Genomic DNA, 14,026 nt, shown 5'->3' with positions numbered 1-14,026 from the left:
ATGGGGTCTGAATTGACGGTACGAAGGCGCCCTATGGCGAAACTATGCCGGTTCTATGAACGGCGTATGCAAAAGTGAGGTTTTCATCTGGCTCTGCGATACGGGCATGTTTCGTTCACGTGAAGGTTTGTTTGCGGCAACCCCGCCGGCCACTCTGCGCTGCCACTATTCGACAGTGAGCATGATTCCCGACGAACCCGACCACTTCGACCTCTCGACCGCCATCGCCCCGCACGTCGTCGTGCTGTTCGGCGCCACGGGCGATCTCGCGCGGCGAAAACTCATACCCGGCCTGGCGCATCTCGTGCTCTCGTCGCTGGCCCCGAGCATCCGCATCGTGGGAACGTCGCTCGAGCCGTATGACAACGATTCGTTCCGCGAGTTCGCCATCGAGGCGTGTCACGAATTCAGCACCCGGCCGCTTTCTGACGAGCAGCTGGAGAGCTTCGCGTCGCGCCTGACGTATGTCGGGCAGAACGAGGGTCCGGATGCCCTGGCCGAGGCCGTGCGCACCGCCGAGGCCCTGCTGGGCGAGGGTGCGCGCCGGCTGCACTACTTGAGCGTTCCCCCGAAGGCCGCACTGGCCGTCGTGAAGATGCTGTCGGACGCCGACCTCGTGGACCACTCCCGCGTCATCATGGAGAAGCCGTTCGGCACCGATCTGCCGAGCGCGGTGGCGCTGAACGCGAAATTGCACGAGACGTTCAAAGAGGCGCAGATCTTTCGCATCGACCACTTTCTGGGCAAGGAGCCGGCCCAGAACATCCTCGCGTTCCGTTTCGCCAACGGTCTGTTCGAGCCGATCTGGAACCGCAACTTCATCGCGCACGTGCAGATCGACGTGCCCGAGACGCTGGGGCTCGACCGCCGCGCGGAGTTCTACGAATCGACCGGCGCGTTCAAAGACATGGTGGTGACGCACCTCTTTCAGATTCTCGCGTTCATGGCCATGGAGCCGCCGACCGCCCTCGAGCCGCGAGCCATCAGCGAGGAGAAGAACAAGGTCTTTCGCTCGATGCGGCCCATCGACCCGGCGAACGTGGTGCGCGGGCAATACGGCGGGTATCGCGACGAGCCCGGGGTGTCACGCGAGTCGGAGACCGAGACCTTCGTCGCGCTGAAGGTGGAGATCGACAACTGGCGCTGGGCGGGCGTTCCCTTCTATCTGCGCACCGGAAAGAAGCTCGCCGAGGGGCAGCGCATCATCTCGATCGCGTTTCACGAGCCGCCGAAGAGCATGTTTCCGGCCGGGTCAGGCGTCGGAAAGAGCGGGCCAGACCACCTCACCTTCGACCTCGCCGACGCGTCGAAGGTGTCGCTGTCGTTTTACGGCAAGCGCCCGGGGCCGGGCATGAAGCTCGACAAGCTCTCGATGCAGTTCGCGCTGCACGACCACGAGCGGGCGGGCGACGTGCTCGAGGCGTACGAGCGCCTGATTCTCGACGCGATGCGCGGCGACCACACGCTGTTCACCACGGCCGAGGGCATCGAGCGGCTCTGGGAGATCTCAGGGGAGCTGCTCGAAGACCCGCCGCCCGTGCGCACATATGCTCCGGGAACCTGGGGCCCGAATGCCATCCACCAGCTCGTTGCTCCGAACGCCTGGCGTTTGCCCTTCGAGCGCGCCTGGCGGCCGTCGAAAGACTGAGACGCCAGGCTCGGCGGGGCCGCTCAGGCGGGCTCGTCGTCGGCGAGGGCGTCGAGGGTCTCGATGACCTTGTCGAGAGCGGTGAGCAGGTTGTGGATCGCCTGGCGCTCGGGCGTGTCCGACTCGAATTTCTGCACGTCGTAGGCGGCGAGACTGGCACTTTCGCGGGCTTCTTTGAGGTAGGCCTGGGCCTTGAGGTTCGACATGTCGCCAGCCTATCGGCGTCGAGTGCCGATACTCCAGACTCCCGCAGGGTCAGGTTGCGAGGCCGGCGTGTTCGCGCACGAACTCGACGGTCGTATCAAGAGCGACACGGGCATCCGCGAAGTCGAGGTGGAACTGGTACTCGTGCGGCAGCGCAGGCACATGATCGTCGGGATAGAAGCGTTCCGTGACCGGCACCCCGAGCGCGCGCAGCCGCTCGGCGAACGGGCGGGACTGGCTCGCCGTGAGCGGGTCACCGTTTCCGGCAGAGATGAACGTGGGCGGAAAAGCGGCAGAGACGTGGTTCAGCGTAGACATCTGCCCGGCTCCGGCGGTGCTGGCCCACTCTTTCTGGCCGAGGTAGGCACGAAGAGCCCGCCGAAATCCCCAGCCGCCGAGCCCGGGAGCTTCGGGAATCTCGCTCACGTCGAAGATGCCGCAGTGCAGGATGACCGCTCGAAGCTGCTCGGCCGCGAGGGCCGGTTCGATGCCGACCTGTGTGGCATAGTCGGGGTCGGTGGTGAGGGCAGCAAGCTGGGTGACGAGGTTGGCGCCGGCGGAATCACCCGCGAGTATGAAGCGCCGGGCATCCACTGCGAAGGTTTCGGCGTTCAGCGACAAGAACCCCAGGGCGGCGTTCAGTTCGGCGAGCGCTGTGGGATACGTCACCTCGGGCGAGATGCTGTAGTCGAGACTCACTGCGGTGAGGCCGCGCTGCGCCAGCAGCCGCAGGTAGGGGTCGACGTCTTCTTTGACGCCCGAGATCCAGGCGCCGCCGTGGATCCAGACGACTGTGGGGAGGGCGCTGGTATCGCTGAGGTCGTCGATGTCACTGCTTTCGGTGCCACGCGGCGCGAAGACGCTCAGTGTCGGCCCTGCAGCCCCGGTACCAACTGCTCCCCCGGCCCCGTACGGCACGTCCGGGTGTTCGACGAGCGGCGCGTCGACCGCGTGCCGCTGCATCTCGGCCACGGTGTCACGAGCGCCCTTCGTGAACAGCCGACGAATCAACCCGATAGCGGGCCATGGTCTGAGGATGCGGCCTGCCATGCCTCTCACCCTATCGAGCGCCACGCACCCGTCGCAGGAAGAAAAAGCGGGAAGGAACTGAGCGCCGTGATGGTTGAGAAGAGCATGTCGATACCTCTCTCTATTCTTGACCTCGCCCCCATCGCACCCGGCGAAACGGCGCGAGAGAGCTTCGCGGCGAGCGTTGCGCTCGCCCAGACCGCGGAGAAGAACGGCTACCGGCGCGTCTGGTACGCCGAACACCACAACATGCCGACGATTGCGTCGTCGGCCACGAGCGTACTCATCGGGCACGTCGCCGCTCATACCTCGAGCATCCGTCTCGGCGCCGGCGGCATCATGCTGCCGAACCACGCTCCCCTCATCATCGCCGAACAATTCGGCACCCTCGAGACGCTTTTTCCGGGTCGCATCGACCTCGGTTTGGGGCGCGCCCCGGGCAGCGACCAGACCACCATGCGGGCGATGCGCCGCGACCCGATGTCGGCGGACTCTTTTCCGCAAGACGTGGTCGAGCTGCAGGGGTATCTCTGGGGCGAATCGCGTATTCCTGGCGTGCAGTCCGCGCCCCGGGCATCCACTCGCGTGCCGCTGTACATTCTCGGGTCGTCACTGTTCGGCGCCCAGCTCGCTGCCATGCTCGGCCTGCCTTACGCCTTTGCGTCGCACTTCTCACCGGATGCTCTGCACGAAGCCGTGGCCCTGTACCGCCGCGAGTTCAAGCCCGCCGACCTCACCGGAGACGGAGTTCTGAGCGAGCCGTGGGTCATCGCCGGCGCCAACGTGATCGCAGCGGATGACGCCGCCGACGCCCGCGAACAGTTCCTCACCACACGCCGTGCCCGCGTGCGCGGCATGATCTCGCGCGGGCCGGCCACGCCGGAATACAGCGACGAGCAGATCGATGACTTCTTACTCACGCCGAACGGTCATCACCTCGCGAACATGATGAAGTACTCCGTCGCCGGTACGGGCGACGAGGTGCGGGCTTTTCTCGAAGACTTCGCAGCCACCGCGAACGCCGACGAACTCATCGTCGCGCACCAGTCGCAGCACGTCGCCGAACGCCTCCGTTCGGTCGAGCTGACCGCCGACGCGATGCTCGGCGCCTCGGTCTGACGGCCGCTAAGGGCTGGAGCCCCGTAACACCTGGCGGCCGCTCCCCTCTCGCACGTCTCGGGGCATCAGCTGGCGAGCTTGTTCTCCACAAGCAGCAAGTGAATCGCTTCTCGCACTAGCTCGCTTTGCTTTTTGCCCGTCTTCGACTCGAGGGTCTTGAAGGCGGCATAGTCACGCTCGGATATGCGGCCTCGCACCGTGGGCGACTCGCCACTTGCGGACGGCGCTCCGATGCGTGGGCGGCCAGGGCGTAGCGCAGCGCGTAGCTCCTCTTCGCTGCCGTACTCGCGCAACAAGAACTCGCGGCCAGCCGCTGCCGCGGCGGCTCCGTGCAGTGCTTTTCCCGCACTTCGAACGGGCGCATCAGGGTCGGTGAGCAAGGCAGCAAGTGCATCGTAATCAGCTTCGGAATCCATCAGAGTGCTCTTCTCGATATCGTCGATATTTCGGACCGAGCCGCATCGCGTGAAAGACGACCGCCTCACGCCCGTCGGGAAAGTACTTCACGAGAAGCTCAATCTCGTCGTCTGTTTGCGAATGCCGGGGGCCGATGTAAATTCTCACGCGACCCCCATCGGTTTCAGGCTGATCGAGTTCATCCACAAACGTTGCGTTAGCCAGTGCAAAAACCTGATCAAGACGATCGATGCCATGCTTCCAACTTGATTCGGTCCATCTCGGTGCCACCACGATACCATTCTGTGTCCCCATTTTGTAGCCGTTTACTGCTGCCAGATCTTAAATGACTAAACGTCACCTTATCTGTGCTGAGTACCGACGTGACAAACTCGTCTCGAGAAGGGCAGGGTGTCGGTGGGCGGCGGCATACTTGAGGGGTGCCTGAGTTACCAGAGGTGTACGCGCTCGTCGCCGACCTCGGCGCGCGCCTCGTGGGGCGCACGCTCGAGCGCTTCGACGTGGTGTCGTTCGCCGCGCTCAAGACCTTCGACCCGCCGACGTCGGCGCTGGCCGGGCGGATGATCGTGGGGGTCACGAGGCACGGCAAGTTTCTCGATCTGACGTTCACTCCGCACGCAGACTCGAGCCCCGGCGAAGAGCTGCACCTCGTGATGCACCTGGCCCGCGCGGGCTGGATCCGGTGGCGCGAAGGCCCACCCGTTGTCAAGCCGGGCCGCGGCGGGCGCCCGGGCGCTGGAAGCGGGCCGCTGGCGGCGCGGCTCGTGCTCGACGAGAGCGGTGATCCGCCCGGATCGGGGCTCGACATCACCGAGGCCGGCACCAAGAAAAGCCTCGCGATCTACGTGGTGCGCGACCCGAACGACGTGCCCGGAATCGCCCGTCTCGGGCCAAACCCGCTCGACCCCACGTTCACGCTCGACCAGTTCGCGGGCATCCTGCGGGCCGCCGGCCGCGCCCAGATCAAGGGCGTGTTGCGCAACCAGTCGGTGATCGCCGGCATCGGCAACGCCTACTCCGACGAGATCTTGCACACCGCAAAGATGTCACCCTTCAAGCCGGCCGCGATGGCCGACGACGAGGTCGAGCGGTTGTACGACGCCATGCTGGTGACCCTGCGCGGCGCGATCGAACGATCCGACGGCCTCGCGGCCTCCGAGTTGAAGCGCGAGAAGAAGCTCGGCCTGCAGGTGCACGGCCGCACCGGCGAGGCCTGCCCCGTGTGCGGTGACACGGTGCGGCAGGTGACGTACGCCGACTCGTCGCTGCAGTACTGCCCCACCTGCCAGACCGGCGGCAAGCCGCTGGCCGACCGGGTGCTGTCGCGGTTGCTCAAGTAACTTCTCGCGGCGGCTCGCCTGCGAAGCCCAACGTGACAGGCCACGCGGGCACGGCGGTCACGTCTCAGGCGCAGAGGCGAGCACGCAGCCACGTCGAGGCGCCGGCAGGCGTGATGTCGCCCGAACGGATGCCCGTGACGAACTCGAGCGCCACTTCGGTGAGTCGGCCGTCCGCCGTCTCGAGGCCGTCGCGCCGAACGTGAATCGAGATCCACCGCGTCGCGGGCGCGCCGATGCGCGCGGCCGCAGCCACGATGCCCGCGAAGTGCCGCGCCTGCCCGTTCGAGCCGTCGTCGAGTTCGGGACGGAATCCGCGGCCGCGAAAGACGTTGCGGCCACCTGCACCGGCGGCGACGAACCAGAGCGGTCCCGCGGGGATGCCCGCACCAGCACGCCCGAATTCGACGAGATAACGGCGCTCGCCGCCCGCTGCATCTCCCGTGCCGGGCGCCTGCGCCTGAGCCTGAGCCCGCGCCTTCGACTGCGTCTGTTCCTGCCCTCGCGCCTGCGCCAGACGGTCGGCCATCGCGCACAAGGCGGCACAGGCGTCTGCCATCCGGGGCGCCGCGTTGTTCTGAATCATGACCCACCTCCCTGCCCCAGCCTCTCACGCGTCAGCGCCGCACCTGGTCGGCTGCACGACAGCAGACGGCAGACACGACACCAGACGGCAGACACGACGCCAGGCGGCCGACGCGACGCGAGACCGCCGACACCATGCCAGAACGCCCACACCACGCGAGACCGCCGACACGTCCGAGACGCCGGCTCGTCGGGTACGCTACCTGTGCGCCGGTCAGTACGGCGGCAGCGAGCAGAAATGGGTGCAACGATGCGACTCGGCGTCACGATCGACTATTCCGACGATTTTGCGCAGGCGGCCACCGAGACGGTCGAGTTCGAACGGGTCGGTGCCGAGGTCGTCGCCGTCTCCGAGGCGTACTCGTTCGACGCCGTGAGCCGGCTCGGATACCTCGCGGCTGTCACCTCGACCATCACCCTCACCTCGACCATCCTGCCCATCTATTCGCGCACGCCGACCCTCATCGCCATGACCGCGGCCGGGCTCGATTCCGTGTCGAAGGGGCGCTTCGAATTGGGGCTCGGAACATCGGGCGCGCAGGTCATCGAGGGCTTTCACGGCGTTCCGTTCACAGCTCCGCTCGGGCACCTCCGCGAGACCGTCGAGATCTGCCGCTCGGTGTGGCGCCGCGAGCGCGTCGAGCACCAGGGCAAAAACTACCGCATTCCGCTGCCCGCCGACGAGGGAACCGGACTTGGCAAGCCGCTGAAGATCATCAACGAGCCGGTGCGGCCGAGCATCCCGATCTCGATCGCAGCGCTCACGCCGCGCGCTGTGACGCAGATGGCCGAGATCGCCGACGGCTGGCTGCCGCTGTTCTACCACCCCGACCACGCTCAGGCCGCCTGGGGCGACGCGCTTGCGGCCGGCCTCGCCAAACGCGACCCCGGGTTGGGTGCACTCGACACGATCGTTGCCGTTCCGCTGTACATCGGCGACCACGCCGATCGGATGCTCGACGCCTACCGCCGGCGCATCGCCCTGTATGTGGGCGGCATGGGTGCGCGCGGGGCGAACTTCTACAACGATCTCGCCGTGCGTTACGGTTACGCCGACGAAGCCGCTCGGGTGCAAGAGCTCTATCTCGCGGGCGAGAAGGATGCCGCGGCAGAAGCCGTGCCCGAAGACCTCGTTCGGGCGACCGCGCTCATCGGCGACGAGACCCAGGTGCGCGATCGCCTCGCCGCGTTCGAGGCCTCGGGCGCGACGACTCTGCTCGTGCAGCCCCTGGCGCAGTCCCCCGCGGGGCGCATCGCCTCCATCGAGGCCGTGCGCGCGCTCGTTCCGCGGGGCTGACCCCCGGCTTCTCGCACGAGCGCGACTCTTGCGGACGAGAGCGACGTCCGCGGCGGCTCATCTCGTCCGCAAGTGTCGCTCTCAGCGCCGCCAGCGCCCGCGCGGCGGCGGAGGGCGCAGGCGGCCGCGGCTAGCGCGCTGCGCGCAGGGCCCGGGAAAGGGCGCCGTTCAGCCACTCCGGCGGGTCGCCGGGGGCGCCGTCGACGCGGGTGAGGCCGGGCCAGCTCGCCGGGGCATCGGAATCGAACCAGGGCGCCGAGCCTCGGGTGGAGCCCGGGACACCCGCGCCCGCGCCACCAGAGCAACGCCCGCCACCCGCACCCGCACCACCAGAGCCACCCCCGCCACCCGCACCCGCACCGCCAGAGCGACCAGAGCCGCCGGGACCGCTCAGCAGCAAAAACGCGCCCTTCGCGGTGACCGAACCCACGAAGCTCCGCAGCTCTCGGGGTGATGCGCCGGCGGGCGGTTCGAGCGAGACCACGTCGTCTTCGTGGATGACCGGCAGCAGGTCGAAGAGCGGCCGGGCATCCAGTCGCACGTCGCGCCCGACCAGCAACCGCGAAAGCGCCCGCAGATTCACGGGGTCGAATGCCACCGTGTCGCGGGCCAGAGTGGCATCTGCGAAATCGTCGACCGCTCCGGCGAGAGCGTTGCCCGCGGCCGTGCCACTGAGGTACACGAATCGGGCCGCCCGCTCGGCGTCGCTCTTCGCGGCCAGCGTGCCGTCGCTGCCCCACCGCCGCACCTCGTCGAAGTGCCTCGAATCGTGCCGGGCAGCGTGCTCTTCGACCAGGTCGATCAGCGTCTCGGATTCGTTCTGCAGCTCCGCCCAGACCAGCAGCTGTTCGGCGCTCTGACTGTTCAGGCGAACGGTCGTGTCGGTGAAGCGTTGCATCACGGCGATCGCCCGCGCTCCCCCGCCGAGGAACGGTTCGACGTAGCTGCCGAACCACGGCGGAATCGACCGCAGCAGCACGTCGGGCGGGCGACGCCTGCCCCGCGCATAGAGGTAGGGCGGCGAGATCATCACGTCAATTCTCGCGCACGACTGTCACTCGGCCGTCATCTACGGCTCACTCACGGCTGTCACCCATGGCGAAACGCGCCCGAGCCCACGGCTTAACGCAACCGAGCCCACGGCAAGAACACGACCGAGCCCACGGCTGCGATTTCCTGCTCCGTCAGCCCGGAGAAGGAAATCGCTTTGCTCGTCGAACGCACAAGCCTCTGGTCGAACCGCATTGATCGGCGCTTTTTCAGAGAATGCCACGAGTTATCAAAGAATCAGTGACGCTCTCTACCGTGCTGCGAATCGCAGGATTCGGTGTGAGGCTTGAGTGTGGAGGGAATCTCGGTCAGAAAGTTCCGTGCTCCCCCAGCGAGTGGCGCTACAGCACCCTGACTCGCAGCCGTAACCATAACACACATCGCACCGCCGCCGCTGTACCGTTGGGGCTGTGACCGAACGCTGCGAGATCTGGATGTCCGGGCTCGCCGCCGAAACGACCGCCGACCTCGCGCTGCTGAATCCCGTCGAGCTGGCGCGCCGCGACCGGTATCTCTTCGCCGCCGACCGCTCGCGATTCACGCTCGGAGTGGCGCTGTCACGCCGGCTGGCAGGGCGGATGCTCGGCCTCGCCCCTGAGCACGTGCACCTCGACCGCACCTGCGAGCGCTGCGGCGAACCGCACGGAAAGCCCAGCCTGCCTGGAACGGGCGTGCACCTCTCGATCTCGCACTCCGCCGACCTCGTTGCGGTGGCGATCACGCGGGCCGCAGCAGTCGGCCTCGATGTCGAGCTCATCGACCCCGCGCTCAGAACCGGCAGCGACTTCCCCGGCAGCATCCGGCCAGACGGTATCCAGCCAGACGGTATCCAGCCAGACGGCATCCAGCCAGACGGCATCCAGCCAGACGGCATAAAGCCGCCCTCCGCCCCCGACTTCTTTCGCACCTGGTGCCGCACCGAGGCCGTCGTCAAAGCGACCGGCGACGGCCTGCGTGTGCCTCCAGAATCCGTTATCGTCTCCAGGCCCGACGAGGCTCCTCGACTCGTGGCGTATCCCCGCGCTATTGCCGCGCTTCAGCTGGCCGACCTCGACCTCGAGCCCGGCTACGCCGCAGCCCTCGCCATTCTCACGACGGAATCCGTCGAGATCACCGTGAACCGCTCAGATGGGGTTTTCGCGCCGGCGAACTAACGAGCATCCGCCCGCCTCAGGCGGCGCGAATGGTGTTGCGACCGCCCTGCTTGGCCGCGTAGAGCGCCTTGTCGGCCCGCGCAGACAGCTCCGAAATGGCGACTTCGTCGGCGCCGGAGCCGATGGCGGCACCGATGCTCGCCGTCACTCGCGGCTCCGAGGATTGCTGCGCAATGCACCCGCGCAGCCGCTCCGCGAGCAGCACCATGTCGGCCTTGCCCGAAACCAGGCAGAACACGGCGAATTCCTCACCGCCGGTGCGCACCGCCACATCGGCCTCGCGCATCGCCGTCACGATGGTTCGCGAGGTGGTCTGCAGAACCACGTCGCCGACCGCGTGCCCGAACTTGTCATTGATGGCTTTGAAGTGGTCGAGGTCGAGCAGGATGCACGCCAGCTGCTGCCCGGTGCGGCGTGAGACGCTATCGAGCAGCGGCACCTGAATCTCCATGCCGCGCCGGTTCAGCAACCCCGTCAGCGAATCGGTCACGGCCAGGTTGAGTGCGGCATCTCGCGCCTGCTCGAGAAACTGGCGCTGTCTGATCAGCAGAAAGCTGCTGGTCACCGCCAGCCCGAGAAACACGAGTACGGCCGACAGCGCGTTAGCGCTGCGCAGCACGATGACGCTGAGCGCGAGCAGGTAGCCCACGCCGCTGATGACGATACCCACGCGATAGGTATCGAGCACTGTTGCGGCCATAGTGAGCGAGAGAATCGAGAAAGCGATGATGACCGGAATACCGCTGTTGCTGATGGCGTAGGCGACGAAACTCACGCAGACCATGGCAGAGACGATGAGAATGCGCCCCGGCAGATGCGACGGAATGACCCGGCCGCGAACCGCGAGAGCAACGACCGCCGCACTCGTCGCCAAGAAGCCGAGCACCAGTCGAACCCAGAACGGGTGCAGGTCGACGAACAGCGCCAAGATGGCATAAAGAACCGCCGTCTCGACGGCCAGAATCTGCACTACTCGCGAACGGAAGATCAACTGCGACAGGTCGGCAGCGGGCTGCGCCGTCGGTGCAGTCATCATGGGTCCTTCTCGGGCAACGGGTGATCGTCGGTGTGCTGGTTTGAACTTACCCTCTTCCCCCGAACGCGGGCCACACCACACTCGCAGAACATGACCAGCTGAATCACTGCTCACAGCCAAACTCGGTTCGTATTCTCAAGGTCATGAACGATTCACCGGCAGCCGTCGTCAGCGCTGCCAGCTCGACTGTCACCTCGGCCGTCCCCGGTTGGCACCTCGTTTTGCGTTCCATCTTCAAGGGAACACCCGTGTGGGCTTTTCGAGCCGGCATGTTCTTCATCCAGGGCTCAGAGACGAAGCGGATGAACGTCGACCCCATCGAGGGAGTGCGAGCGACGAACGACATCGACTACGTCGGCGACGGGCACGCCTCGCACCGTCTCGACGTTCTCGCCCCCGAAGCCCCGGTCGCCAGCTCAGACGCACTGCCCGTGTACGTGTACTTCCACGGTGGCGGCTGGACGTCGGGCGACAAGTCCACCGTCACGAAATACTGCGCCCACCAAGCCGCCGCGGGCGTCGTCGTCGTGAACGTCAACTACCGCAAAGCCGGGCGATTTCAGATGAATCACCTGATCGAAGACGCCGAAGAAGCCGTGCACTGGGTGCACGAGAATATCGGTCGCTTCGGCGGCGACCCGTCGCGGGTGGTGCTCGGCGGCGATTCCGCCGGCGGCCACATCGCGGCGCTGTTCACCGCGAGTTCGAGCAACGGCGAACTGCGCGAGCACCTCGGCATGCCCGCGACGCCGCGGTTCGGCGGCGTTCAGGGGCTCGTGCTGCACTGCAGTGCCGTCGATCTCACCGAGCTGTTCGACAAGGCACCCATTCTGAGCAAGAACTTCGTGCGGCTGCTCCACCCGCGCGGTCACCGCGTCGCCGCGGCGAGCCGGTCGCTGCAGGCTGCTGCGAGCTACCTGTCGCCCATCGAATGGGTGAAACCCGGGCATCCGGAGGTCTTCGTCTCAACCTCCGAACGCGACTACTTCTACGCCTCGAACCTGCGCTTCATCACGCGCTTGCGGGCGGCCTTCGTGCCTGTGGAGACGCTCATCTTCGACCGGGAGCATCGCAACGCGCGGCACACCTGGCAGCAGAACTACCGGTTCGCGGAGTCGCAGACCGTGTACGAGCGGCTCACCGAGTTCATCAAGCGGGTCACCGCACCGGTCACGGCCAGCATGGCGTCGCCAACCGCAGCTCGCTGAGAGCCGTCGTCGTTGGCTCATGGCAGGTTCATTGCCGGATGAACGGCGGCGCACAGGGCAGTGGCGCAGCCTTGACGCATGACAACGACAACCACACGCTCAACGTCGGCCTCGGCTACGGCAGCGGCCCCGGCTGCGGCGGCGGCCCCGGCTCCGGCAGCGACGCCGCCCGAACCGATCAGAATCCTCGTGGTCGAAGACGGCGAACCCTTGCGCGACCTGCTCGGGCGAGCGTTGCGCCTCGAGGGGTGGAACGTGTGCGAGGTCGCCGACGGTGCATCCGCGCTCGAACAAGCGCGGGAGTTCAACCCCGATGCGATCGTGCTCGACGTCATGCTGCCCGACCTCAACGGTGTTCGTGTCGTTAGTGCTTTGCGGGCATCCGGTGACCAGACGCCGGTGCTCTTTCTCACGGCGCTCGACTCGACGGCCGACCGCGTCGACGCCTACATGGCCGGAGGCGACGACTACATGACGAAGCCGTTCAGCCTCGAAGAAGTCGCCGACCGTCTCACGGCCCTGGTTCAGGGCATCGAGTACGCCGGGTCTGCGCGGCGCTGACAGGCCGTGGTGGGCGGTGAAATCTGGGGGAATGAGCCGTCGCGACAGCGGTTATAAACTGAAGCCCACCGATGAAAGAAGCCCCGATGTCGACTCCCCTGCACGATCTGATGACCCCCGAGAAGAACGTTCAGCGAATCATGTGGATCGGCGCAGCCTGGTTCGGCGTATCGGTCGGCTCGGTGGCCGTCGTCATGGGATTTCTGCTGTCGACGGGCTGGCGCCCCGACACCCTGCCGACCGGACTCGCCATCATCTGGTGGATCGGCTCTGCGCTAGTGGCACTCAGCATCGCTCTCTTCGGGTGGTCGGGCTGCCCCATTCTCGAGGTGAATGTGCCCGTCGCCGACCGCAACAAGACCCGCACCATGCAGCTGGGCACCCTCTTCTTCATCGTCGGCGGTGCCGCCGCAATGTTCGCCATTCTGCTCGGCCCGGCCTCGTAGGTCGCGCGTCGGAGGTTTCGCCCGCCCGCTTGCTTGCCTGCTTGCCTGCTTGCCTCCCCGCCTCCTCCAACCAACGGATGATCGGCCAGGGTTGCGCAGAAGCACCCTCGTGAAGCCGCGAAGGTGCATCTGCGTTACCTGGGCGCTCACGCCTGCAGAGTGAGGCCCCGGTACTCGGTCGCGTTGGGTCTGCGACGGTCAAGGGATGTGTTGCACCGCGGCCTCATCGACCGAGCCACCCGGAGCCGCGGCGAGCCCGCCGCCCAGCAGCGCCCGAAGCTGGTTCAGCGTGTCGTGCAGCAGGTCGGGCAACGGCTGCGACCCCCGAGTCTGCAGCCAGCGCCCGATCGCGGTGCCGAACACCATCGTCGTGACCTGCGCCGACAGCGTCGCGGTCAGCTCGTCGACCCCCCGGGCGATGAAGCCCGCCCGCAGCGCGTCGGCCAGGGCCGACATCTTGCGCAGCTCCCGCTCGCGAAGGCCGGGGTCGGATTCGATCACCGCCTTGCGCCTCTCGAAGTACTCGACCCCCTCGGCGAACTGGGCGGCCGCGACGACCTCGAGGCCGCCCTCGACGATCTGCAGCGGGGTGAGTGACGGCGGCGCTTCGGCGATCATCCGGCTCGCCAGTGCCGGAACGTCGACGTCGTTGGCAAAAAGCACCTCGCGTTTGTCAGCGAAGTGGCGAAAGAACGTGCGCGTCGTGAGCCCGGCCCGAGCCGTGATCTGCGGAACAGTCGTCTCACCGAATCCCTGCTCGGTGAACAGCTCGAGCGCGGCCTTCTCCAACCGCTCACGCGCGTCGGGCTGCCATCTGCTCATGCCCCGAGTGTAGCGCCGAAACCCGGTGATGACATTGCGTGTCGTCAGTGTTATGGTCATGACACGGCATGTCATCACTCGCCACCGATCACCTGCCCAAGCCCGTACCCGAC

The 14,026-nt window shown here is 66.6% G+C and carries 16 protein-coding genes; 8 read left to right on the top strand and 8 right to left on the bottom strand.

Annotation, left to right across the window (positions count from 1 at the left end; all coding sequences use genetic code 11):
- Window positions 1–181: 181 nt before the first annotated feature.
- Window positions 182–1,648 (top strand): glucose-6-phosphate dehydrogenase, encoded by a 1,467-nt coding sequence (gene zwf, locus LQ955_RS02555; protein WP_231028236.1) that lies wholly within the window; start codon window positions 182–184, stop codon window positions 1,646–1,648.
- A gap of 23 nt (window positions 1,649–1,671) precedes the next feature.
- Here the strand turns inward: zwf and LQ955_RS02550 are convergent, their stop codons facing one another.
- Window positions 1,672–1,854: a hypothetical protein gene (locus tag LQ955_RS02550; RefSeq protein WP_231026675.1), complete on the bottom strand. Its 183-nt coding sequence runs from the start codon at window positions 1,852–1,854 to the stop codon at window positions 1,672–1,674.
- 49 nt (window positions 1,855–1,903) lie between these two features.
- Window positions 1,904–2,902, bottom strand: a complete 999-nt coding sequence (locus LQ955_RS02545; protein ID WP_231026674.1) for an alpha/beta hydrolase — start codon at window positions 2,900–2,902, stop codon at window positions 1,904–1,906.
- Between the two features lie 84 nt (window positions 2,903–2,986).
- On the opposite strand from LQ955_RS02545, the gene LQ955_RS02540 reads away from it, so the two are divergent.
- The gene (locus tag LQ955_RS02540; RefSeq protein ID WP_231028235.1) at window positions 2,987–4,000 is read left to right on the top strand and encodes an LLM class flavin-dependent oxidoreductase; all 1,014 of its coding nucleotides are present in this window, start codon (window positions 2,987–2,989) and stop codon (window positions 3,998–4,000) included.
- Window positions 4,001–4,065: 65 nt separating this feature from the next.
- Here the strand turns inward: LQ955_RS02540 and LQ955_RS02535 are convergent, their stop codons facing one another.
- Together LQ955_RS02535 and LQ955_RS02530 are read right to left on the bottom strand one after the other, a co-directional pair.
- Window positions 4,066–4,416 carry a ribbon-helix-helix domain-containing protein gene (locus tag LQ955_RS02535; protein ID WP_231026673.1) on the bottom strand — a complete coding sequence of 117 codons (351 nt, stop codon included), beginning with the start codon at window positions 4,414–4,416 and terminating at the stop codon, window positions 4,066–4,068.
- Entirely contained in the window at window positions 4,400–4,690 is a 291-nt protein-coding gene (locus LQ955_RS02530) for a hypothetical protein (RefSeq protein WP_231026672.1), read from the bottom strand. The genes LQ955_RS02535 and LQ955_RS02530 overlap by 17 nt, the downstream gene beginning before the upstream one ends.
- A 146-nt stretch (window positions 4,691–4,836) precedes the next feature.
- Here LQ955_RS02530 and LQ955_RS02525 point away from each other — a divergent pair, with 146 nt between their 5' ends.
- A complete protein-coding gene (locus LQ955_RS02525) occupies window positions 4,837–5,757 on the top strand; it encodes an Fpg/Nei family DNA glycosylase (protein ID WP_231026671.1) in 921 nt (306 codons plus the stop codon).
- Window positions 5,758–5,821: 64 nt separating this feature from the next.
- Here the strand turns inward: LQ955_RS02525 and LQ955_RS02520 are convergent, their stop codons facing one another.
- Complete coding sequence (locus tag LQ955_RS02520) at window positions 5,822–6,340, bottom strand: hypothetical protein (RefSeq protein WP_231026670.1); 519 nt, start codon at window positions 6,338–6,340, stop codon at window positions 5,822–5,824.
- 237 nt (window positions 6,341–6,577) lie between these two features.
- Here LQ955_RS02520 and LQ955_RS02515 point away from each other — a divergent pair, with 237 nt between their 5' ends.
- Window positions 6,578–7,636, top strand: coding sequence for an LLM class F420-dependent oxidoreductase (locus LQ955_RS02515; RefSeq protein WP_231026669.1), 1,059 nt, complete (start codon window positions 6,578–6,580; stop codon window positions 7,634–7,636).
- Window positions 7,637–7,766: 130 nt separating this feature from the next.
- Here LQ955_RS02515 and LQ955_RS02510 read toward each other — a convergent pair whose 3' ends face one another.
- Complete coding sequence (locus LQ955_RS02510; RefSeq protein ID WP_231026668.1) at window positions 7,767–8,666, bottom strand: hypothetical protein; 900 nt, start codon at window positions 8,664–8,666, stop codon at window positions 7,767–7,769.
- Window positions 8,667–9,096: 430 nt separating this feature from the next.
- Here LQ955_RS02510 and LQ955_RS02505 point away from each other — a divergent pair, with 430 nt between their 5' ends.
- On the top strand, window positions 9,097–9,840 hold the full coding sequence (locus LQ955_RS02505) for a 4'-phosphopantetheinyl transferase family protein (RefSeq protein WP_231026667.1): 744 nt from the start codon (window positions 9,097–9,099) through the stop codon (window positions 9,838–9,840).
- 16 nt (window positions 9,841–9,856) lie between these two features.
- On the opposite strand, the gene LQ955_RS02500 is transcribed toward LQ955_RS02505, so the two are convergent.
- Window positions 9,857–10,876: a GGDEF domain-containing protein gene (locus LQ955_RS02500; protein ID WP_231026666.1), complete on the bottom strand. Its 1,020-nt coding sequence runs from the start codon at window positions 10,874–10,876 to the stop codon at window positions 9,857–9,859.
- A 143-nt stretch (window positions 10,877–11,019) separates the two neighbouring features.
- Here LQ955_RS02500 and LQ955_RS02495 point away from each other — a divergent pair, with 143 nt between their 5' ends.
- The 3 genes from LQ955_RS02495 to LQ955_RS02485 all read left to right on the top strand — a co-directional run bounded on the left by LQ955_RS02495 (window position 11,020) and on the right by LQ955_RS02485 (window position 13,091).
- The gene (locus LQ955_RS02495; RefSeq protein WP_231026665.1) at window positions 11,020–12,084 is read left to right on the top strand and encodes an alpha/beta hydrolase; all 1,065 of its coding nucleotides are present in this window, start codon (window positions 11,020–11,022) and stop codon (window positions 12,082–12,084) included.
- Between the two features lie 78 nt (window positions 12,085–12,162).
- A complete protein-coding gene (locus LQ955_RS02490; protein WP_231026664.1) occupies window positions 12,163–12,645 on the top strand; it encodes a response regulator transcription factor in 483 nt (160 codons plus the stop codon).
- 86 nt (window positions 12,646–12,731) lie between these two features.
- A complete protein-coding gene (locus LQ955_RS02485; protein ID WP_231026663.1) occupies window positions 12,732–13,091 on the top strand; it encodes a hypothetical protein in 360 nt (119 codons plus the stop codon).
- Window positions 13,092–13,289: 198 nt separating this feature from the next.
- On the opposite strand, the gene LQ955_RS02480 is transcribed toward LQ955_RS02485, so the two are convergent.
- Window positions 13,290–13,913 (bottom strand): TetR/AcrR family transcriptional regulator, encoded by a 624-nt coding sequence (locus LQ955_RS02480; protein WP_231026662.1) that lies wholly within the window; start codon window positions 13,911–13,913, stop codon window positions 13,290–13,292.
- Between the last annotated feature and the right edge of the window lie 113 nt (window positions 13,914–14,026).

This window comes from Subtercola endophyticus (genome assembly GCF_021044565.1).
Taxonomy (GTDB): Bacteria; Actinomycetota; Actinomycetes; order Actinomycetales; family Microbacteriaceae; genus Subtercola; species Subtercola endophyticus.
Note: the sequence above shows the minus strand (reverse complement) of the source record. Positions and strands in the feature narration are given on the sequence as shown.